The organism is Leisingera sp. NJS204 (assembly GCF_004123675.1).
Classification (GTDB): domain Bacteria; phylum Pseudomonadota; class Alphaproteobacteria; order Rhodobacterales; family Rhodobacteraceae; genus Leisingera.
Window position 1 is genome coordinate 118,948 of sequence record NZ_CP035417.1, and the last position, 19,460, is coordinate 138,407.

A 19,460-nucleotide genomic window follows, 5' to 3' on the forward strand; every position below is an offset into this window, starting at 1 on the left:
TGCGGGTTATCCACAAGATATGGTGTAGTTTGAGGCTGGTTCGCCCCGATTTGGGGATGCAGAGCGTTGACACACACGATAGGAACCGCTGAACTTTCTCGATCCGGAATCACGGAGGGGCAGCTTTGCGGTTTTCCAAGCTCAGGCTGAACGGCTTCAAAAGCTTTGTTGATCCTACCGAACTGGTCATTGCCGATGGGCTGACCGGGGTAGTGGGTCCAAACGGTTGCGGCAAATCCAATCTTCTGGAGGCATTGCGCTGGGTGATGGGCGAGACCCGTGCCAAGGCAATGCGCGGCGGCGGCATGGAAGATGTGATCTTTGCCGGTACTTCGTCGCGGCCCGCGCGCAACTTTGCCGAGGTCAGCCTGCAAATCGACAATTCTGAACGGCTGGCGCCCTCGGGGTTCAATGAGGCGGACGGGCTGGAAATCGTGCGCCGCATCACCCGCGATGTGGGCAGTGCCTACAAGTCGAACAGCAAGGATGTGCGGGCACGCGATGTGCAGATGCTGTTTGCCGATGCCTCGACCGGGGCGCATTCGCCGGCGCTGGTGCGGCAGGGGCAGATCGCCGAGCTGATCAACGCCAAGCCCAAGGCACGGCGGCGTATTCTGGAAGAGGCGGCGGGTATTTCCGGCCTTTATCAGCGGCGCCACGAGGCTGAGCTGAAGCTGAAGAACACCGAAGCCAACCTGCTGCGTGTCGATGACGTGATCGAGCAGCTGGCGGCACAGCTGGCGCAGCTGGCCAAGCAGGCGCGGCAGGCGCAGCGCTACCGCGAGATCGGTGAAAAGCTGCGCCTGGCCGAGGGCATGCTGCTGTACCGCCGCTGGCGCGAAGCGGATGCGTTGCGGCTGGCCTCCGAGGATGAGCTGCGGGCGCGGGTTGAGCAGGCCGCCAAGGCTGAGGCGCTGGTGCGTGCAGCCGCGGCGCAGCGCGGCACGTTTGAAGAAAAGCTGCCGCCCTTGCGGGAAGAGGAGGCGATTGCCGCTGCCATCCTGCAGCGGCTGGCGGTGCAACGGGATTCGCTGGGCGATCAGGAGGCGCAGGCGCGCCAGACCATCGAACGGCTCAGCAGTCGTGTTGTGCAGCTGGGCAACGACATTGAGCGCGAAGCTGGGCTCAACAAGGACGCCGGCGAAACCATCGAACGGCTGGAGTGGGAGCAGCGCGAGCTGTCCAAGGCCGGCGACGGGCATGACGGCAAGATGGCCGAAGCAGCGGAGCTGGCGCGTGATGCCGGCTCGATCTTGCAGGCACGCGAGGATCATCTGGCGCAGGTGACCGAGGATGTGGCCCGTCTGGCGGCTCGCCACCAGTCGGCACGCCGTGCATTAGAGGATTGCCAACGAGCTTTGGGCCGTTCCGAGGGCGAGGCTGTGAAGGCCCGCGCCGCCAAGGGCGAGGCGCAGGATGCCTTGGAACTGGCGGTGGAGAAATTCGAAACTTCGGTGGCCGTTGAGGAAGAGGCCCGTGAGGCCTCGGAAATGGCTGAAGAGGCGCTGGCCGATGCGGATGAGACCCGCACCGAGACACAAAGCCGGGAGGCCGAAGCGCGTTCGCAGCGCTCGGAAGCCGAAGGCGGGCTGGGCGCATTGCGTGCCGAGGTTACGGCGCTGGCCAAACTGGTGGAGCGGGATACCGCCGAGGGGGGGCAGATCCTGGACGAGCTGACCGTGGCTCCGGGGTATGAAAAGGCTCTGGGTGCGGCACTGGCCGATGATCTGCGTGCGCCGCTGGCGGAGGCGGACGGGCCGACGGGCTGGGTGTCGCTGTCCGGTTATGACCAGGATGCGCCCCTGCCCGATGGTGTGCAGCCGCTGGCGCTGTTTGTTTCCGGCCCTGATGCCCTATCCCGCCGGGTGGCGCAGATCGGACTGGTGGATGGCGATGCGGCAGCAGGGCTGCAGGCGCAGCTGATGCCAGGGCAGCGGCTGGTGACGGTTGAGGGTGACCTATGGCGTTGGGATGGTTACCGCGCTTGGGCCGAGGACGCGCCAAGTGCAGCAGCCCTGCGGCTGGAGCAATTGAACAAGCTGGAAGCGTTGAAACAGGAGATGGAACGTGTCAGCGCCACGGCGGACGGCGCGCGTGCGGCACATGAGATGCTGTTGCGCAAGCTGGAGGAGGTGACGCTGGCCGACCAGAACGCCCGCCAGGCGCGCCGCCTGGCCGACCAGCGGGTGGCTGACGCCGCGCGTGCGCTGAGCCGTGCCGAGGCAGACCGCAACCTGGCTGAGGCCAAACTTGAGACATTGGGGATTGCCGTCTCCCGCCATGAGGAAGACGCGCTGAGTTCCAGCCTGCAGCTGAAAGAGGCGGAAAAGGCGCTGGGAGATCTCGGCAATCTGGACCAGGCCCGCATTGCGGTTGAGGACATCAAGCAGTCGGTGGAGGCGGCGCGGATCACCATGCTGACTCACCGGTCCTCCCACGATGAGCTTCGCCGTGAAGGCGAGGCCCGCACCAAGCGCGCCCAGGAAGTGACCAAGGAACTGTCCGGCTGGCGCCACCGTCTGGAGAGCGCTGAGGCACGGATCGCAGAATTGGCCGAACGCCGCGAAGCCTCGCAAGAAGAGCTGGAAGAGGCGAATGCGGTCCCGGCGGAGATTGCCGGGAAACGCGAGGAGCTGAACGAGGCGATTTCCGAGGCAGAGGTGCGCAAGTCTGCGGCAACAGAAGCGTTGATTGCAGCCGAGGCCGAACTGCGCGACGCGGTTCATAAGGAACGCGAATGCGAGCGGCTGGCATCTGAGGCACGCGAAGCACGCGCCCGCTCCGAGGCGCGCAGCGATGCGGCCAAGGAGGCGGTGACCCAGGCCGCGGGCCGCATCATCGAGGCGCAGCAGATCACCCCGCAGGCATTGCTGGAGAAGCTGGGCGTTTCACCGGATGAAATGCCCGCCTCGGATGACCTGGAACACGACGTGGACCGCTGCAAGCGCCAGCGCGATGCTATGGGTGCTGTGAACTTGCGGGCGGAGGAAGATGCCCGCGGCGTGCAGAACGAGCATGACACGCTGGTCGCCGAGAAGCTGGACCTGGAAGGCGCGGTCAAGACCCTGCGCGACGGGATTGCCAGTCTTAACCGCGAGGGGCGCGAACGGCTGCTGACGGCGTTTGAGCAGGTGAACAACAGCTTTGCGATGCTGTTCACCCATCTGTTCGGCGGCGGCGAGGCCAATCTGGTTATGGTCGAAAGCGACGATCCGCTGGATGCGGGCCTGGAGATCATGTGCCAGCCGCCGGGCAAAAAGCTGTCGACCCTGTCGCTGCTGTCGGGCGGCGAGCAGACGCTGACCGCGATGGCGCTGATCTTTGCGGTTTTCCTGTCCAATCCGGCGCCGATCTGTGTGCTGGACGAGGTCGACGCGCCGCTGGATGACGCTAACGTCACCCGCTTCTGCGACCTTCTGGACGAGATGTGCCGCCAGACTGACACCCGTTTCCTGATCATCACCCACCACGCTGTAACGATGGCGCGGATGGACCGGCTGTTTGGGGTCACCATGCAGGAAAAGGGCGTTAGCCAGCTGGTTTCAGTTGACCTGAAGAAAGCAGAGGCGATGGTGGCCTAAGGCAGAGGCACTACTGGGATTGGTGCTTTTGTTTTCGAATTTATTAGTGGAGTGACAAATGAATATGCTCAAAGCAATTGCCGCATCCGTGGTCTTGATGATCCCGGTTGCCGCGGCGGCCCAGAATGTAGTCGCCAAAACCGGCGACAGTGTTGCCGGTTTCTTCAAGGATGAGGGCGCCAAGGTCGAAGTAACCACGGACAGCGTAGGTGATCCCAAACTGAAAGTTGAGTATTACGGCAACGATTTCTCAGTCTATTACTACGGCTGCGACAACAACACCAACTGCGAGGCCATCCAGTTCTTTTCCGGCTATCAGACAGACGGCAGCGTGCGCCTGTCCAAGATCAACGAGTGGAACAATGAAAACCGTTTTGCCCGCGGCTATGTCTCGGAAGAGGGTTCAGCCCGGATCGAAATGGATGTGTTCCTGGGCAACAAGGGCATGAGCCCGGATGATTTTGCCGAGGCAGTGGGGATCTGGAACCGCGCAATGCTGGATTTCGAAGCTTTCATTGACTGGTGAACCCACGTGTCACCGGATCGTGACACCAGCTTAACAAGTGAACCGCTAAGGTAGGGGCATGAAATGGATCATGCCCCTTTTTCTATCTCTGATGGCAGGCAGCGCGTTGGCCGGCGATTGGCCGCTGCGGCCCGGCGACACGGTGTTGGCGCAGGACGAACTGGACGCGCTGTCAGGCCGGTCCTTTCGCTTTTATGATGGCGGAGAGTCTCTGTATGGCAGCGATGGCGCCTATGCTTATACTTACTCGGCGGAGAACGGCGGGGGCACCGCTTGGGGCACTTACCGGATTGCCGCAGATGGCAGCGTCTGCGTAGAGTTCGCCAACGGACTTGGCCGCTGCGATCTGTATGTGCGTAATGGAAGCCGGGTCATCCTGATTACCGAAAAGGGCGAGCGGTTCCCGGTCCGTTAAAGCTTCTGCAGCAGCGCCGGCGTCGGCCAGGCATCAGCGGGCAGGCCAAGGCGGGCTTGCTCTTTTTGCACTGCAATCCGGGTGCGGGCGCCAAGAATGCCGTCGATATCCCCAACGTTATGGCCGCGGGCCTGGAGTATCTGCTGCAACTGCTTCATCTGGGTGCCATTCAGCCCGCTTTCGGGTTGGCCGGCGCTAAAGGCTTCTGCGCCTTTCAACCGGTTGGCAAAGTAAGCAGCCGTGAGGACATAGGTAAAACTCTGGTTCCACTCAAAATAGACGTCAAAGTTAGGGTAAGCGAGGAAAGCCGGCCCCTTGTGGCCCTGCGGCAGCAGAAGCGACGCGCGCAAGGAGGGATCGGGGAGTTTGCCGTCCCGCGCCGAGACGCCCAGACCGCGCCACTGGGCCACGGATTTCTTGCGTCCAGTGCCTGTCAGCGTCAGATCCAGATCCTGAGGGATGATGACCTCTTGCAGCCAGGGCTGGCCCGGTTTCCAACCCAAATGGGACAGCATCCGCGCACCCGACATCAGCGCGTCGGCGGCAGAGGTTTTCAGACTGACCTGCCCATCGCCGTCGGCATCGACACCATGATCCAGAATATCCCCGGGCAGCATCTGTACCATGCCGATCTCGCCGGCCCAGGCGCCTGTTGTGCGTTTGGGATCGAAATTGCCCTGGTTGAACAGCTCCAGTGCCGAGAAGACCTGCGGCCGGAAAAGCTCCGGGCGGCGGCAGTCATGCGCCAGGGTGACAAGCGCATCGCGGGTGTTGAAATCGCCCTGATAGCCGCCATAGTCGGTCTCGAAGGCCCAGAACGCCAACAGCACACCGCGGTCAATGCCATAGGTGTTCTCAATCCGCTGGAAGGTGGCATCATGTTTTTGCGCCATCTGGCGGCCGCGCTTGATCCGGCTTTGCGAGATCAGGTGGCGGGTGAACTCGATGAAAGGTTTTTGGAACACACCCTGGGCACGGTCGGCCTTAAGCACGCGGGCATCTTTGCGGGTGCCTGAGAAGAAGGCGTTGACAGTGGACGTGTCATATCCGGCCTGCACCGCCTCGTCTTTCATCAGCTTAACAAAATTCTGAAAGCCGCCGCCGCATTGGGCAGTTGCCGCCGCAGGCAGCAGGCTTGCTGCAAGGACGAAGGGCATTAGGCGCATTGTTCCGGCGCTCCTTTGTCTGACCGCTCCCGCAGGGCCTTATGTGCTAGAAAACCGTGGCAATGGCAACCGTCAGGACAAGCGCAAGCGCCCAGGTCTGCCAAAGCAGGGTCACGGAGCGGGTGATGGTTTCGGCATTGGCGCTTTTGGCACCAAAGGCATGGACCCAGGGAAAATCGCGCATCTGCCCCTCATAGGATCGCGGGCCGGCCAGTGCGGTGTCCAGCGCCCGCGCCATGGCGGCTTCAGGCCAGCCGGCATTGGGCGACCGGTGCTTCCGGGCGTCTGCAGAAATTGCGCCCCAGTGGCGCAGCTGGCCGCTGGACAGGGCGATCAGCACCCCGGTAAGGCGGGCCGGGATCAGGTTCAACAGGTCGTCCAGACGGGCAGATGCCCAGCCGAAATCCTCATACCGGCTGGTACGGTAGCCGATCATGCTGTCGGCGGTGTTGACCATCTTGTAAGCAATCAGGCCCGGCAACCCGGCAATCAGAAACCAGAAGGCAGGGGCGATGACGCCGTCCGACATGTTCTCGGCGCCGCTTTCAATGGTAGAGCGGGCGGCTTGCGGCGCCGTCATGGCCGCGGTGTCGCGGCTGACGATCATGGCCACCGCTTGGCGGCCATCCTCCAGGCTGCTGCGCAGGCCCTTGGCAACGGCAGCAACATGTTCGATCAGCGAACGCTGGGCGATCAGGATGGCTGCCACCAGGATTTCCACCAGCGTGCCGGGCAGCGACAGCAGCTTGCCGGCGATAATGCCGCAAAGAACCAGCGCCAACGCCGCCAGCACGCCTTTGCCGCGGCGGTTTTGGCCGGTATTAAGCTTGCGGTCGAAGAAGCCGACTGCCTTGCCCATCAGCACCGCCGGATGGGTGATACGGGACCACAGCCATTTGGGCTCGCCGAAAACGGCATCCAGCACCAGGGCCACCGCGAGCATTGCCGCGGTAGTCATAGCGCGGCCTCCAGCCGGTCCCAGCCGTCAGCGGGCGGCAGGCCGAGGCGCAGATAGGTTTTGGAATAAGGGAAAATGCGGCTCCAGATGCGGGCGCGGGCAAGTTTATCCTGCCAGGCAGCAGCATCGTCAACATTGTAGAGCCTGAACAGATCGGTGCCGCCCACCAGGCTGGCGCCCTTGGCAAGCACCATTTCATCCAGCCGCGCCGCATCCGCCCGGAGCCGGCTGCGGGTGTCTCCGGCCCAGCCGTGGTCCTGCAGGGCCAGCGCGCCAGTTCGCAGGGCCGGGCCGGAGACGGCCCAAGGGCCTTGCCACGTTGACAGAGCGGCGATCAGTTTGGGATCGCCGATCGCAAAGCCGAGCCGCAGGCCGGCGAGGCCCCAGAATTTGCCAAAGCTTTTCAGGACAATCACGCCGGGGCGGGCGGCCATGCGAATCAGGCTCTCCGTTGGGCAGACGTCGCAAAAGCTTTCGTCGATAATAGTGAGCGGTGCGGTGAGCTGCTCTTCTTTCCACATCCGGCCGTCAGGGTTGTTCGGATGCACCGCGACACGGGCCTCAGCCGGGCCATCCACGCGAATCTTCCAGCCGCGGGCTTCAAAAGCAGCGGCGTGCTCGTTGTAAGTCGGCTTGCTGATCTGCACCCAGCGCGGCGCGGCCAGCGCAGGCAGGGCTGCGATCAGGGCTGATGCACCGGGGGCAGCCAGGACGGCGGCCTCATCCGGGATGTTCCAGAACGACCGCGCGGCGCGTTCCATATCGGTCAGCGCATCGGCGTCCGGAAGCGCGCCCCAATCTCCGGCAGTAAAGTCCGGCAGCGGATAGGGGTGCGGGTTGATACCGGTGGACAGGTCCATCCAATCGCTGCGGGTTCCGCCGAATTCTGCCATGGCAACGCCCAAATTACCGCCGTGGTCCCTGGATGGGGTTGCATTTTCATGCGGGAGTTCAAGCATCGCGGTAGCCACCGGTTGAATGTTGCTCCGAACGGATCGGACGTCAAATCAGACACAGCGGTTCATAAAGCAACCGGGACGGGGCGTGAACTCCCTAATTTTAGCGGTATCGTCCGGAATCGCCGGATTGGCGGCTGCCAGCGGCGGATCAGCCGCGCCGGTGCGGTTCTTGCCAGTCGATATCCGGATTGACCGGGATGATCCGGTGCGGGTTGATGGTGTCGTGGCTGTAGTAATAGTGGCGCACGATATGCTGCATGCCGACGGTTTCCGCCACGCCCGGCCATTGGTACAGCTCGCGGGTGTAGGCCCAAAGGTTCGGGTAGTCTGCCAACCGCTTGCGGTTGCACTTGAAATGCACGTGATAGACCGGATCAAACCGCAGGAGTGTGGTGAACAGCCGCCAGTCGGCCTCGGTCACGCGGTCCCCCAGCAGGTAGCGGTGTTGCGACAGCAGGTCCTCCAGCCAGTCCAGGCTTTCAAACAGCGGCTTGACTGCGGTGTCATAAGCCTCTTGCGTGGTGGCAAAGCCGCATTTGTATACGCCGTTGTTTATGGTGCTGTAAATGCGGGCGTTCACGGCCTCGATCGGCTCCCGCAGCTCTTCCGGCCAGTAATCGCCGGTGTTGCCGGTGATCCCGTTGAACGCTGAGTTGAGCATTCGGATGATCTCGGCGCTTTCGTTGGAAACGATCGTATTCTGTTCCTTGTCCCACAGAACCGGCACGGTCACCCGGCCGGTATAGCCTGCATCGGCGCGGGTGTAGATCTGGTGCATATGGGAACTGCCGAACAGAGTGTCGCCGGTGGCGCCATGGTCATCCCTGTCAAAGGTCCAGCCTTCGCCTAGCATATCGGGATGCACAACGGAAAAGGATATATGATCCTCCAGCCCCTTCAGCTTGAGGAAGATCAGCGTGCGGTGGGCCCAGGGGCAGGCGAGCGAGACAAAAAGGTGATAGCGTCCGCTTGCTGCCGGGAAGCCGCCTTTGCCCGAAGGACCGGCGCTGCCATCGGCTGTGATCCAGTTGCGGAACTGCGATTCGCTGCGTTTGAACGCGCCGCCATTGGATTTGGTATCATACCACTTGTCGTGCCATTTCCCGTCGATCAAAAGGCCCATCGGGTCTGCTCCTGCTGCTGTGCGCAGGAAACATAGACCTGCTCAGGCCGGGTGCCTATGCAGTGCAGCGCGCAAGCCCTCTGCGCCACTGCACAAGAGCAACAAAATTGCGCGACCGTCAAATTTCCGAAAATGTTCACTTGATTTTATATATTTGTGACGCACCGTTGAAAGAAGGACCCGAGAGACCCTAAGCATTTGGAAGGCCGGAACGATGAATACCTATGTGCCCAAAGCCGTGCAGGAAGCGCTGGACACCGCCCGCCTTCAGGGGATGCGCAAGAAAAGCCGTTTGCGGGTAATGGCGGACAATGAGCTGGTCCCGGTTCTGCGGATGTGGAAGACGGGTTTTTCGGTTGAGGCAGAGACCGCGCCGATGCTGCGCGGGCTGGTCGATCTTTACGAGGGAGCGCGGCACCTGTCGCAATGCCTGATCGTTGCCAGCGAAGAAGAGGGCGGCGAGATGCGCTATGAATTCAAGCGCTCAACACCCGCTGCGGACAGGGCACCGCTGGATTTCTACAAATCCCCGGACGCACCTGCCGGGCTGATCCCCTTCGACCAGTCGCAGGGCAAGATCTGAGCCGCTGGCTCAGGGACGGATTTCAATCTCCGTCCCGATTTCTGCCAGGCGCCACAGCGTTTCCATCTGTTCATTGGTGACAGCGATGCAGCCGGCGGTCCAATCGCCGGGCAGGGTGATCAGATCGCCCACCGAATTCGGCTGTCCATGAATGAAGATGTCGCCGCCGGGGCTGACCCCGGCCGCTTGGGCCTGCTTCCTGTCTTCGGGTTGCGGATAGTTGATTCCCAGCGACAGATGATAGGCACTGTTGGGGTTGCGCCGGTCGATCAGGAATTTGCCTTCGGGCGTTTTTCCGTCACCTTCCTGAAACTTGTCACCTGCCGGTTCGAACCCTAGCGCAATGGGGAACTCCAGCACCGTCTCACCCGCCCGGCTGGCGGTCAGGCGGCGGGCGGATTTTTCGATCAGGATGCGGTCGATCCGCTCCACCGCCGCGGCCTGTGGCGGTGGAGCGGGCCGCGGTGCAAAAGCCTGCCAGGCGGCCCAGGCGGCGCCGGTCAGAACAACCAGCGCCAGAAGACGCAGCAGGCGCTTCATGGTTACTGCAGATCCGAGAAGGCTGTAGTCAGGCGGCGGCAGGCTTCCTCCACCCGTGACCGCTGGGTGGCCAGGTTGAAGCGTTCCATGAGTTCGCCGCCGGTGCCGAAACCGTCGCCGGGCGAAGTCGCGATCTTTGCGTCTTCGCGCAGCCGTTTGATGAATTCCTCGCGGCTCATACCGGTGCCGGAGAAATCCACCCAGGCCAGATAGGTCGATTGCAGCGGCAGTGATTTCAGCCCCGGCAGGGCGTTCACGGTCGCGTCAAACAGTCTTCGGTTACCTTCCAGGTGGGCGACCTGGGCATCCACCCATTCGGCGCCCTCGGGAGAATACGCGGCGGTGATCATCGCAACACCAAGCGCGCTGGGATCATAGTCCAGCGTGTTCTGCCGGTGCCGCATTGCGGCGCGCAGCTCCGGGTCTGGAATGATCATGTTGCCGGTCCGTTGGCCGGCAATATTGAAGGTTTTCGAAGGCGCGGTCAGGGTCACAGTCCAGGCGCGTGCGTCGGGGGCCGCCACGTCCATCGGCACAAAAGTGCTGCCAGAATAGACTAGGTCATGGTGAATTTCGTCGGAGATCAGAATTAACCCGTTGCGCTTGGCGAACTCTGCCACTGCGCGCAGTTCCTCGGCGGTCCAGACCCGGCCTGAAGGGTTTTGCGGCGAGCACCACAGCAGCAGCTTCTCGGTTCCGTTCAGGCGCGATTGCGCATCGTCGAGGTCCAGATTGTAGGTGTCGCCGTCGCGCGCCAGCGGGCATTCGGTAACCTTGCGCCCCGACTTGTTCACCTTGTGCGCAAACTCATGATAAACGGGCGAGAAGATAACAGCGCCATCACCGGGCTGGCTCCAGACATCCAGGCAGAGGGCAATGGCATTGCCCAGCCCTTGCGATGTCAGTACCCAATCGGTTTCAATGTCCCAGCTGTGGCGGGTTTTCATCCACCATTGAACCGCCTGTAGATACTCCAGGTGCTGCCAGGAATAGCCGAAGACACCATGTTCGGCGGCGGCTTTGACGGCATCAATCACGCAAGGCGCAGTTTCATAGTCGGAATCCGCCGTCCACATCGCCAGACCGTCCTGCGCCGGGATGCCGTACAGTTTCTCCATCTTGTCCCATTTCGAACTGTGAGTGCCGCAGCGGTCGGTGATTTTGTCAAAATTCATGTGGTGAATTCCCGTGTCGTTGCCCGTAACTTTGCATGCGAAGCTAGCCGCTGCAGCGGCACGCGCAAGGGGGCGTTGCGATGGCGCTGCTGATCGCATACATGAAGCGCATGAAACGACCGATCCTGATCCATCCCGATCCCCGCCTGAAAAAGGTCTGTGTGCCTGTGCCGGACCTGAGCGATGATTTGCGCGTGCTGGCGGATGACATGCTGGAAACCATGTATGCAGCCCCCGGCATTGGCCTGGCGGCGCCGCAGATCGGTATTCTGCAACGGCTGATCGTGCTGGATTGCGTTAAGGAAGAGGACGGCGATGCGCGCCCCTTGGTGATGTTCAACCCGCAGGTCCTGTCGTCGTCGGACGACACCAACGTCTATGAGGAAGGCTGCCTGTCGATCCCGGACCAGTATGCCGAAGTGACCCGTCCCAGGGTCGTAGAAGTCGAATGGATGGATCGCGACGGCAATGCGCAGCGCGAGACCTTCGACGGGCTTTGGGCCACTTGCGTGCAGCATGAGATCGACCACTTGAACGGCAAGCTGTTCATCGATTACCTGAAACCGCTGAAGCGCCAGATGATCACCCGCAAGATGCAGAAGCTGAAGCGCGAACGCGCCCGCGCCTGAGGAAACATCAGACATGACCGTCCGCACCTGCCTGCCCTGGCCTGACAAGCGCCTGCGCACCAAGGCCGAAGACGTGAGCGAAATCACCAGTGAGATTCGTGAAATCTGGAACGACATGGTTGATACTATGGATGCGATGCCGGGCGTGGGCCTGGCCGCCAACCAGATCGGCGTGATGCTGCGGCTGGCAGTGGTGGACGGCTCCAGCGAACGCGGCCGCGCGGTGAAGCTGGCCAACCCGGAGATCCTGCACGCCTCGATCGAACTGCGAGAGCATGACGAAGCCAGCCCCAATCTACCGGGCGTCTCAGCCAAGATTAAACGCCCGCGTGCCGTGACCGTCCGTTTCATCAACGAACAGGGCATAGTTGACCGCAAGGATTTTATCGGGATTGAGGCGACCTCGGTACAGCATCAGATCGATCATCTGAACGGCAGGATGTATTTCGACCGTCTAAGCAAGGTGAAACGCGACATGCTGATCCGCAAGGCGAAAAAGCTGAACGGCTGAGGCCGGATTTCATTTCCCGGGCCGCTTGGGCCCGGTTCGCGCCCGGCCCCGTCCCCAGGACGGACGCGAAACTGCGTAAGGCCCGTTTTGACGGCTGCGGGCAAGGCAACCGGGGCAGGGGATGCAGATGCGTATTATCTTCATGGGAACGCCTGATTTTTCGGTGCCGGTGCTGGATGCGCTGGTCGATGCAGGGCACGAAATTGCCGCCGTTTACTGCCAGCCTCCCCGGCCTGCAGGCCGCGGCAAGAAGGACCGGCCCGCGCCCGTCCACGCCCGCGCCGCGGCCTTGGGACTGGAAGTGCGCCATCCAGTTTCTCTGAAAGGGGCAGAAGAACAGGAAGCCTTTGCAGCTTTTAATGCGGATGTGGCGGTGGTTGTGGCCTACGGTCTGATCCTGCCGCAGGCGGTTCTGGACGCACCCGAACATGGCTGCCTGAACATCCACGCCAGCCTCTTGCCGCGCTGGCGCGGTGCGGCGCCGATCCACCGGGCGATCATGGCGGGTGATCCGGAAACCGGCATTTGCATCATGCAGATGGAGGCAGGGTTGGACACCGGTCCAGTGCTGCTGCGGGAGGCCACCGCAGTCGGGGACGGGGAAACCACCGCCCAGCTGCATGACCGGCTGTCGGAGATGGGCGCTGCGCTGATCGTGGACGCCCTAAGCCGCCTGGCAGAGCTGACGCCTGAGGAGCAGCCGGAGGCGGGTGTTACCTATGCCGAAAAGATCGACAAAGGCGAGGCGCAGATAAACTGGACCCGTCCGGCGGCTGAAGTGGACCGTCAGATTCGCGGGCTGTCGCCCTTCCCCGGTGCCTGGTGCGAAATCGAGGGCCAGCGGGTCAAGCTGCTGGCGTCGCGTTTGGCAAAGGGTCAAGGCGCGCCGGGCGAAGTTCTGGATGACAATCTGACAATCGCTTGCGGGTCCGGGGCGGTCCAGCTGTTGCGCTTGCAACGGGCAGGTAAAAGCGCGCAGGATCCTGAAGTATTCTTACGTGGCTACCCTGTTTCGAAGGGCTGCCGCCTGTAACCTGGAGCCCGGCATGATTCTGACCCTGATGGGCACCGTGGTGATTGCCGGTATTGTCGGCTACGCTTCTGAACGCAGCGGCTTTACCAGCAATGGCTATGTGCCATCGATCATCATTTGCACTGGTGGTGCGTTCCTGTTCTATTTCATGCGGCTGATGTTCGGCATCGGCTTCAGCGCGCCGGGCTGGAATGCGATTGCCTCTTCCATCGGGGCCTTGGTGATCGTTCCGACCCATTGGCGCAGATAGGGAGATTGCTATGCCCGTTCTTGCATTGATTATCATCGGCGCTGCGGCAGGTTTCCTGGCGACCCGGCTGATGCGGCTTGAAACCGATATTATCACAACTGTTGTGATTGGCATGGCCGGTGCATTGATCGGCGGGCTGGTGCTGCGCGCCCTGCTGGCGGTCATGGGGTTCATGGCCGGCTTTGCCGGCGCGGTACTGGGCGCTTTGGTGCTGATCTGGCTTTGGCAGCGTTATCTGCAAAAGTAATCCCGGCTGAGGCACACAGGCCACAGCCGAAGGGAGAACGGGCGATTTCTGCTGCACCGGTCCGCTGAATGAATACAATATCTCAACCGCTGAGCAATGCGGTGGAAAATCGAGGCAGAGGGCATTTGCAGATGACACAGGACAGCGGCCAGCCCGGCGCGCCGAACGTGGTGGTTGTGACCACCATGAAGGATGAAGGCGCCTATATTCTCGACTGGATCAGCCACTACAAATCCATTGGTGTCAGCGATTTTGTCATCTTCACCAATGAATGCTCCGATCCCACGGACCATATCCTGCGCTGTCTGCACCGGATGGGTGTAATCGAACACCGGTTCAGCCGGGTTGTGCGCCGCGGCCCGCACAAAAGCGCACTGATGTGGGCGGAGTACGAGCCCAAGGTGAACAATGCCGACTGGGTTCTGGTGATCGACGTCGATGAATATCTGCAGATCAATTCCGGTGACGGCACGTTGCCGGGGCTGCTGGCAGAGCGGGCGGATGCAGATGCGGTTTCCTTTGTTTGGCGCATTTTCGGCAATGCGGGTGTTGGACCTGTGGATCACCCCCCTGTGCCTCAGGCCTTTGTGCTGGCTGAACCCGCGGCGGGGCTCCCGGATGAACACCGTTTCTTCAAGACCGCGTTCCGCAAAAATGGGAAATTCACCCGTATGGGGGTTCACCGCCCTTTTCTTGCGGACACGGCGGGCGAGGTGAACTGGCAGCTTGCCGATGGCACACGCCTGCCGGAGGATGAGCTGGAAGGCGCCCTGTACGTGCGCGGCGGCTACGGCTATTCTGCAGCGCAGCTCAACCACTATGCGCTGCGGTCGCGTGACGGGTTCCTGAACAAGAAAGCGCGTGGCCGGGCAAACCACTTCACCTCCTCCATCGAGCCAGGCTACTGGCACAAGTTTGATAAGAATGAAGAAGAAGACCGGCGGCTGGCGGACAATTTCTCAGCCGCGCTGCAGATCAAGGAAGATCTGCTGCAAGACGACAATCTGCGGGAATACCATGAAATGGCGCTGGTCTGGCATCGGCGCAAGGGCCGGAAAGCCAGGATCAGCAAGGACGGCCAGGAGTTTCTGAACTCGTTGGCTGACAGCCGCAAAACCGCCTGATTGCGGCTGATTGGTAGCGGGCGCCATTCGTGTCAGCGCGTCTTGGCTTCCGGTGGCGGCAGATTGAGCAGCCTTGCTCCGCAGCAGCCGCGTATCTGATTGCGCTGGTGACAGTTTCCGGATCCGGGTTGTGAAGATTGGGTTCACAATCAGGTAATTCCGGTTGATTGGAGGAAGGCGCCCATTGTTCTGACCGCAAGTCGGTCTTAGCTGCGCGGCGGGCGGCTTTTGTAGACAGGCAGGTGCCAGCCGAACAGGATGGAACCTGCCCGCAATGTCCAGCACACCCCGGCGCAGGCCAGCAGGGCAAACCGCACCTCCAGTCCCAGCCAGATCATCATAACGGCAGTGATCGCTCCTGCCATGGCGCAGGAGATGTACAGCTCACCCTGTTTCAACACCAATGGCACCTCGTTGCAGACGACGTCGCGCATCAAACCGCCCATGGTTCCGGTAGCCATGCCCATCAGCACGGTGATCACCGGCGGGCTGTCCAGCGCCAGCGCGGCACCTGTCCCCGCGGGGACAGCCACGGCCAGCGCAAAACTGTCGAGCCACACGACCCAGCGCAACCGGCTTTCCAGCAGATGCGCAGTGAAGAACACGGCCACCGCTGCAAAGGCCGCAAGCAGGATGTAATTCGGGTTGCCGATCCAAAACACCGGATTGCGGTCCAAAAGCAGGTCGCGCAGCGTGCCGCCGCCAAGCGCAGTCAGGCAGGCAACAAAAGCAAAGCCGACGATATCCAGCTGTGCCCGGCTGGCTACCAGTGCGCCGGATAGGGCAAAAACCAGAACAGAAGCGTAATCCAGCAGCGCCAGAAATGTCATGGGCAGTGCGCTTGCATCAGGCGCTCTTCTTTTTCTTGAAGGGCGCCATGCCCGCGCGGGCCAGTTCATCCGCGCGTTCGTTCTCCAGGTGGCCGGCGTGGCCCTTGACCCATTCCCAAGTCACTTTGTGGCGGGCTTGCGCTTCGTCCAGGCGCTGCCACAGCTCGACGTTCTTGACCGGCTTCTTGCTGGAGGTTTTCCAGCCGTTTCTCTTCCAGCCGAAGATCCAGCCGGTGACGCCGTTCTTCACATAGGCCGAGTCGGTCACCACGGTGAGCGTGGACGGGCGCGCCAGGCTTTCCAGCGCGTTAATCGCCGCCAGCAGCTCCATCCGGTTATTGGTGGTCTCGGCTTCGCCACCCTTCAGTTCTTTCTCCTTGACGACGGTGTCTCCATCCATCGCACGCAGCAACGCACCCCATCCGCCGGGGCCGGGGTTGCCGGAGCAAGCGCCATCGGTATAGGCAAACAGCTCAGCCATGGGCGGTCACCAGAATGAAGGGGGCCATGGTGCCATCCAGGCCCTCAGCCTCGCCGAATTTGCGGGTTTTCACGTCAAAGCCAGTCTGTTCCAGAAGCTGCACCAGTTCGTCCTCGGAGTAATAGGTATAGAGGCGGCCGATACCGTCGCGGGCTTCGCCTTCCCCCAGTTTCATGCCGATGTGAAACACACCGCCGGGTTTCAGCGCCTGCTTGAGGGCTGCCAGATGCCGGGGCATATCGGCGCGCGGGGCGTGCAGCAAGCTGAAATTTGCCCAGATGCCATCATAGATCGCGGTGCCTCCGATCTGATCGAAGGTCGCCCGGCGGGCGTTGACGCCAGCGTGCTGGTCCGCCAATGCGACCATCTCGGCAGAGGCATCCAGCGCGTCAGCTTGCAGGCCGGATTGGGCCATGCACGCAGCGGCAGTACCGGGGCCGCAGCCAAGATCAAGCACCCGGCCACCCTTGGGGCAGGCTTCGATGAAGGCCGCCAGGCTTGGGTCGTTTCCGGCTTGCTCATCTGTCAGTGCGGCATAATCTGCGGCGCGGCTATCGTAGACGCGGATGGTTTCTGAATCGGTCATACTGCGGTCTCCGTAGGCTCAGGCGCGTTCCAACGCTAGCCGGGCTGCGAGGCCTGCAAACACGGCGGCGAAGCCTCGGCTCATCCATTTCAGCACCCGCTCGCTGTTCAGCAGATAATTGCGGGCCTGTGCGGCAAACAGTCCGTAGAACACAAAAATGACGAAGGTCATCATCATGAACACCAGTCCCAGAACGGACATCTCCAGCGTTGCGCTGGCGGGGGTGCCGCTCAGGAACGGCGGCAGCAGCGCCAGAAAGAATACCGACAGTTTGGGGTTCAGAATGTTGATCAGCGCTCCGCGCCAGGCGATGGTCCAGCCGGGCTGGCTGGTACGCTTAGAGCTGACGGCCAGGACGCCGCCGCTGCGCAGGGCCTGCCAGGCCAGATAAAGCAGATAGGCAACGCCTGCGGCCTTGACCATCTGGAACAGCAGCGCCGAACTGTGCAGGACCGCCGCCAGCCCGAGGGTTGCTGCAGCCAAATGCGGAAGAATGCCGAAGGTGCAGCCAAGCGCAGCCCAGATCGCAGCGCGGCGGCCTTGGCCGAGGCCCAGGGCCAATGTGTAAATGACGCCGGTACCCGGGGCGAGGACAACAACAAAGGCGGTGATCAGAAATTGCAGGGTAATCATCAATGCGGCTCCTGAAAAAATGTCCGAGTGCTTTTGGGTAACATGAATAGCGTACCGCAGGCGTGTTTTCTGTGACTTTCGCCGCAATCCAGCCGCGTGTCGTCAGGCGGTTTCGCGCAACACCTTGGGCACCTTGAATTCCACGGTTTCGACAGCGGTTTCCACTACCTCGACCGTCACGTCGTAGCGGCCGCGGAAGGCGTCGATCACTTCGTTGACCAGCAGTTCCGGGGCCGAGGCGCCGGCGGTGATGGCAACCGAGCGGATGCCCTCCAGCGCGCGCCAGTCGATGTTGTCCGCGCGTTGCACCAGTTGGGCGTAATCGCAGCCGTTTTTGGCGCCGACCTCGACCAGGCGGCGGGAATTCGAGGAGTTCGGCGCCCCGACCACCAACAGAGCGTCTGCTTTGGGCGCCACCGACTTCACCGCCTCCTGGCGGTTGGTGGTGGCGTAGCAGATGTCTTCCTTGTGCGGGCCGGTAATGTTCGGGAACCGCTGGTGCAATGCTGCCACGATGCCCTTGGTGTCATCGACCGACAGGGTGGTCTGGGTGACATAGGCCAGCTGATCCGAGTCGCGAACCTCCACCGCGGCCACGTCCTCGACGGTTTCCACCAGCAGCACCTCGCCGTCGGGCAGCTGTCCCATGGTGCCGATGGTTTCAGGGTGGCCCTTGTGGCCGATCATGATCATCTGCAGGCCGGCTTCGGCGTGGCGCTGGGCCTCGATATGCACCTTGGAGACCAGCGGGCAGGTGGCATCGACATAGACCATTTCGCGGCGGCCGGCCTCAGCCGGGACTGATTTCGGAACCCCGTGGGCGGAAAAGATCACCGGGCGGTCATCAGGGCATTCGTCCAGCTCCTCGACAAACACCGCGCCCTTGTCGCGCAACGAGTCGACGACGAATTTGTTGTGCACGATTTCGTGGCGCACATAGACCGGCGCCCCCCATTTACCGATCGCCATTTCGACAATCTTGATGGCGCGGTCCACTCCGGCGCAAAAGCCGCGCGGCGCAGCAAGGTAGAGTGTCAGGGCTGGCTTGGTCATTGGCGTCTCCTTATGGCCAGAGGTAAGCGGTTCGGGCCGTAAGGTCCAGTGCCGGCGGGGCCGCAGCCGGTGCCTGCGGAACTTGCCGCGGCGACCGGCCGCAAATAGGCCGGAAGTGCCGCGCGGACAGCGGTGATTGTATGAAAAAGACAATTTCTGCCTTTAACAGGCAGCGGCTGGCGCGGCCGTTCAGGCGGCCCCGCCCAAGCTCAAAGCAGCTTATTGATGCCGGCGGATCCACCGGTTCAGGGCACTGCCGTCACGCTGGATGCGCCACACGCAACAATACGGGCAACCCGCCGCAATCAGACCAATAGTCAAGCGGGGGAACGCGCTGTCCGGAACAAGGCGCCACCCCATCAGGCGCCTTGTTCCGGCAGGTTTTTCTTAGCCGTGCGCAGCGGTCGCTGAACGCGGTTCGCTTTGCTCGCGCGGCGGGCGGCCGATGACATCGCGCAGTTCTTCCAGCTCGATGAAATTGTCAGCCTGGCGGCGCAGATCGTCCGAGATCATAGGCGGCTGGCTGCGGATGGTAGACACCACCGAGACACGCACGCCCTGGCGCTGCAGGCTGGCAATCAGCGGCCGGAAATCGCCATCGCCTGAGAACAGCACGATATGATCCACCCGCGGGGCCAATTCCATGGCATCGACGGTAAGCTCGATATCCATGTTGCCTTTGACTTTGCGGCGGCCCATGCTGTCGGTGTATTCCTTGGCCGGTTTGGTGACCATGGTGAAGCCATTGTAATGCAGCCAGTCGACCAACGGGCGGATCGGTGAATACTCGTCATTCTCCAGCAGGGCAGTGTAATAAAAGGCCCGCAGAAGCTTGCCGCGGCGCATGAATTCCTGCCGCAAAAGCTTATAGTCGATGTCAAACCCAAGCGCCTTAGCTGCGGCGTACAGGTTCGACCCGTCTATGAACAGCGCAAGCCGTTCGTCTTTATAAAACATAAAATGTTCCTTCCGGTATAACCGTCCCGGCCGGGTGTTCCGTGAGTGAGTGCTTGAAATCAGCGGGACGGGTGGACTTAATGTAAGTTATTTGTCATCT

22 protein-coding genes are annotated in these 19,460 nt (G+C 61.8%); 10 read left to right on the forward strand and 12 right to left on the reverse strand.

What is annotated here, in order from left to right; genetic code table 11:
- Positions 1-125 precede the first annotated feature (125 nt).
- The 3 genes from ETW24_RS00620 (at position 126) to ETW24_RS00630 (ending at position 4,522) form a co-directional block, all read left to right on the forward strand.
- Complete coding sequence (locus ETW24_RS00620) at positions 126-3,581, forward strand: chromosome segregation SMC family protein (protein ID WP_129369304.1); 3,456 nt, start codon at positions 126-128, stop codon at positions 3,579-3,581.
- 58 nt (positions 3,582-3,639) lie between these two features.
- Complete coding sequence (locus tag ETW24_RS00625) at positions 3,640-4,107, forward strand: YbjN domain-containing protein (RefSeq protein WP_129369305.1); 468 nt, start codon at positions 3,640-3,642, stop codon at positions 4,105-4,107.
- A gap of 70 nt (positions 4,108-4,177) precedes the next feature.
- A complete protein-coding gene (locus ETW24_RS00630) occupies positions 4,178-4,522 on the forward strand; it encodes a hypothetical protein (protein WP_348773135.1) in 345 nt (114 codons plus the stop codon).
- Here ETW24_RS00630 and ETW24_RS00635 read toward each other — a convergent pair.
- The 4 genes from ETW24_RS00635 to ETW24_RS00650 form a co-directional block, all read right to left on the reverse strand.
- Positions 4,519-5,688, reverse strand: coding sequence for a lytic murein transglycosylase (locus ETW24_RS00635; RefSeq protein WP_129369307.1), 1,170 nt, complete (start codon positions 5,686-5,688; stop codon positions 4,519-4,521). The genes ETW24_RS00630 and ETW24_RS00635 overlap by 4 nt on opposite strands.
- Before the next feature lie 46 nt (positions 5,689-5,734).
- The gene (cbiB, locus tag ETW24_RS00640; protein ID WP_129369308.1) at positions 5,735-6,646 is read right to left on the reverse strand and encodes an adenosylcobinamide-phosphate synthase CbiB; all 912 of its coding nucleotides are present in this window, start codon (positions 6,644-6,646) and stop codon (positions 5,735-5,737) included.
- Positions 6,643-7,605, reverse strand: a complete 963-nt coding sequence (locus ETW24_RS00645) for a threonine-phosphate decarboxylase (RefSeq protein WP_129369309.1) — start codon at positions 7,603-7,605, stop codon at positions 6,643-6,645. Before ETW24_RS00645 ends, cbiB begins: the two co-directional genes overlap by 4 nt.
- Before the next feature lie 148 nt (positions 7,606-7,753).
- Positions 7,754-8,728 (reverse strand): glutathione S-transferase family protein, encoded by a 975-nt coding sequence (locus ETW24_RS00650; protein WP_129369310.1) that lies wholly within the window; start codon positions 8,726-8,728, stop codon positions 7,754-7,756.
- A gap of 214 nt (positions 8,729-8,942) precedes the next feature.
- On the opposite strand from ETW24_RS00650, the gene ETW24_RS00655 reads away from it, so the two are divergent.
- Positions 8,943-9,311 (forward strand): hypothetical protein, encoded by a 369-nt coding sequence (locus ETW24_RS00655; protein WP_027257273.1) that lies wholly within the window; start codon positions 8,943-8,945, stop codon positions 9,309-9,311.
- Between the two features lie 9 nt (positions 9,312-9,320).
- Here ETW24_RS00655 and ETW24_RS00660 read toward each other — a convergent pair whose 3' ends face one another.
- Together ETW24_RS00660 and ETW24_RS00665 are read right to left on the reverse strand one after the other, a co-directional pair.
- The gene (locus ETW24_RS00660) at positions 9,321-9,851 is read right to left on the reverse strand and encodes a L,D-transpeptidase family protein (RefSeq protein ID WP_129369311.1); all 531 of its coding nucleotides are present in this window, start codon (positions 9,849-9,851) and stop codon (positions 9,321-9,323) included.
- Between the two features lie 2 nt (positions 9,852-9,853).
- A complete protein-coding gene (locus tag ETW24_RS00665) occupies positions 9,854-11,026 on the reverse strand; it encodes a MalY/PatB family protein (RefSeq protein WP_129369312.1) in 1,173 nt (390 codons plus the stop codon).
- 110 nt (positions 11,027-11,136) lie between these two features.
- Between ETW24_RS00665 and def (ETW24_RS00670) the strand changes: the two genes are divergently transcribed.
- The 6 genes from def (ETW24_RS00670) to ETW24_RS00695 all read left to right on the forward strand — a co-directional run bounded on the left by def (ETW24_RS00670) (position 11,137) and on the right by ETW24_RS00695 (position 14,820).
- A complete protein-coding gene (def, locus tag ETW24_RS00670) occupies positions 11,137-11,655 on the forward strand; it encodes a peptide deformylase (RefSeq protein WP_129372793.1) in 519 nt (172 codons plus the stop codon).
- 13 nt (positions 11,656-11,668) lie between these two features.
- A complete protein-coding gene (gene def / locus ETW24_RS00675) occupies positions 11,669-12,166 on the forward strand; it encodes a peptide deformylase (protein WP_129369313.1) in 498 nt (165 codons plus the stop codon).
- 127 nt (positions 12,167-12,293) lie between these two features.
- The gene (gene fmt / locus ETW24_RS00680) at positions 12,294-13,199 is read left to right on the forward strand and encodes a methionyl-tRNA formyltransferase (RefSeq protein ID WP_129369314.1); all 906 of its coding nucleotides are present in this window, start codon (positions 12,294-12,296) and stop codon (positions 13,197-13,199) included.
- Positions 13,200-13,212: 13 nt separating this feature from the next.
- Positions 13,213-13,449: a hypothetical protein gene (locus ETW24_RS00685; RefSeq protein ID WP_129369315.1), complete on the forward strand. Its 237-nt coding sequence runs from the start codon at positions 13,213-13,215 to the stop codon at positions 13,447-13,449.
- 10 nt (positions 13,450-13,459) lie between these two features.
- Entirely contained in the window at positions 13,460-13,696 is a 237-nt protein-coding gene (locus ETW24_RS00690) for a GlsB/YeaQ/YmgE family stress response membrane protein (protein ID WP_129369316.1), read from the forward strand.
- Between the two features lie 131 nt (positions 13,697-13,827).
- Positions 13,828-14,820 carry a glycosyltransferase family 2 protein gene (locus ETW24_RS00695; protein WP_164982661.1) on the forward strand — a complete coding sequence of 331 codons (993 nt, stop codon included), beginning with the start codon at positions 13,828-13,830 and terminating at the stop codon, positions 14,818-14,820.
- Between the two features lie 206 nt (positions 14,821-15,026).
- Here ETW24_RS00695 and ETW24_RS00700 read toward each other — a convergent pair whose 3' ends face one another.
- From ETW24_RS00700 to ETW24_RS00725, 6 genes are all read right to left on the reverse strand, one after another.
- The gene (locus ETW24_RS00700; protein ID WP_129369318.1) at positions 15,027-15,650 is read right to left on the reverse strand and encodes a trimeric intracellular cation channel family protein; all 624 of its coding nucleotides are present in this window, start codon (positions 15,648-15,650) and stop codon (positions 15,027-15,029) included.
- A gap of 16 nt (positions 15,651-15,666) precedes the next feature.
- Positions 15,667-16,131, reverse strand: coding sequence for a ribonuclease HI (gene rnhA / locus ETW24_RS00705; protein WP_129369319.1), 465 nt, complete (start codon positions 16,129-16,131; stop codon positions 15,667-15,669).
- Entirely contained in the window at positions 16,124-16,717 is a 594-nt protein-coding gene (locus tag ETW24_RS00710; RefSeq protein WP_129369320.1) for a class I SAM-dependent DNA methyltransferase, read from the reverse strand. Before ETW24_RS00710 ends, rnhA begins: the two co-directional genes overlap by 8 nt.
- An 18-nt stretch (positions 16,718-16,735) precedes the next feature.
- Complete coding sequence (locus ETW24_RS00715; protein WP_129369321.1) at positions 16,736-17,350, reverse strand: LysE family translocator; 615 nt, start codon at positions 17,348-17,350, stop codon at positions 16,736-16,738.
- Between the two features lie 102 nt (positions 17,351-17,452).
- On the reverse strand, positions 17,453-18,403 hold the full coding sequence (gene ispH / locus ETW24_RS00720) for a 4-hydroxy-3-methylbut-2-enyl diphosphate reductase (RefSeq protein WP_129369322.1): 951 nt from the start codon (positions 18,401-18,403) through the stop codon (positions 17,453-17,455).
- A gap of 387 nt (positions 18,404-18,790) precedes the next feature.
- Positions 18,791-19,360: a LabA-like NYN domain-containing protein gene (locus ETW24_RS00725; protein ID WP_019296609.1), complete on the reverse strand. Its 570-nt coding sequence runs from the start codon at positions 19,358-19,360 to the stop codon at positions 18,791-18,793.
- Positions 19,361-19,460: the final 100 nt, after the last annotated feature.

Bases quoted from the DNA above. Each gene is read 5' to 3' on its own strand.
- ETW24_RS00635 (WP_129369307.1), bottom strand. From the start codon at position 5,688: ATGCGCCTAATGCCCTTCGTCCTTGCAGCAAGCCTGCTGCCTGCGGCG.
- rnhA (WP_129369319.1), bottom strand. From the start codon at position 16,131: ATGGCTGAGCTGTTTGCCTATACCGATGGCGCTTGCTCCGGCAACCCC.
- ETW24_RS00690 (WP_129369316.1), top strand. From the start codon at position 13,460: ATGCCCGTTCTTGCATTGATTATCATCGGCGCTGCGGCAGGTTTCCTG.
- ETW24_RS00700 (WP_129369318.1), bottom strand. From the start codon at position 15,650: ATGACATTTCTGGCGCTGCTGGATTACGCTTCTGTTCTGGTTTTTGCC.
- def (WP_129372793.1), top strand. From the start codon at position 11,137: ATGAAACGACCGATCCTGATCCATCCCGATCCCCGCCTGAAAAAGGTC.
- ETW24_RS00650 (WP_129369310.1), bottom strand. From the start codon at position 8,728: ATGGGCCTTTTGATCGACGGGAAATGGCACGACAAGTGGTATGATACC.
- def (WP_129369313.1), top strand. From the start codon at position 11,669: ATGACCGTCCGCACCTGCCTGCCCTGGCCTGACAAGCGCCTGCGCACC.
- ETW24_RS00645 (WP_129369309.1), bottom strand. From the start codon at position 7,605: ATGCTTGAACTCCCGCATGAAAATGCAACCCCATCCAGGGACCACGGC.
- ETW24_RS00710 (WP_129369320.1), bottom strand. From the start codon at position 16,717: ATGACCGATTCAGAAACCATCCGCGTCTACGATAGCCGCGCCGCAGAT.
- ETW24_RS00625 (WP_129369305.1), top strand. From the start codon at position 3,640: ATGAATATGCTCAAAGCAATTGCCGCATCCGTGGTCTTGATGATCCCG.
- ETW24_RS00695 (WP_164982661.1), top strand. From the start codon at position 13,828: ATGACACAGGACAGCGGCCAGCCCGGCGCGCCGAACGTGGTGGTTGTG.
- cbiB (WP_129369308.1), bottom strand. From the start codon at position 6,646: ATGACTACCGCGGCAATGCTCGCGGTGGCCCTGGTGCTGGATGCCGTT.
- ETW24_RS00655 (WP_027257273.1), top strand. From the start codon at position 8,943: ATGAATACCTATGTGCCCAAAGCCGTGCAGGAAGCGCTGGACACCGCC.
- ispH (WP_129369322.1), bottom strand. From the start codon at position 18,403: ATGACCAAGCCAGCCCTGACACTCTACCTTGCTGCGCCGCGCGGCTTT.
- ETW24_RS00725 (WP_019296609.1), bottom strand. From the start codon at position 19,360: ATGTTTTATAAAGACGAACGGCTTGCGCTGTTCATAGACGGGTCGAAC.
- ETW24_RS00660 (WP_129369311.1), bottom strand. From the start codon at position 9,851: ATGAAGCGCCTGCTGCGTCTTCTGGCGCTGGTTGTTCTGACCGGCGCC.
- ETW24_RS00715 (WP_129369321.1), bottom strand. From the start codon at position 17,350: ATGATTACCCTGCAATTTCTGATCACCGCCTTTGTTGTTGTCCTCGCC.
- ETW24_RS00665 (WP_129369312.1), bottom strand. From the start codon at position 11,026: ATGAATTTTGACAAAATCACCGACCGCTGCGGCACTCACAGTTCGAAA.
- fmt (WP_129369314.1), top strand. From the start codon at position 12,294: ATGCGTATTATCTTCATGGGAACGCCTGATTTTTCGGTGCCGGTGCTG.
- ETW24_RS00685 (WP_129369315.1), top strand. From the start codon at position 13,213: ATGATTCTGACCCTGATGGGCACCGTGGTGATTGCCGGTATTGTCGGC.
- ETW24_RS00630 (WP_348773135.1), top strand. From the start codon at position 4,178: ATGCCCCTTTTTCTATCTCTGATGGCAGGCAGCGCGTTGGCCGGCGAT.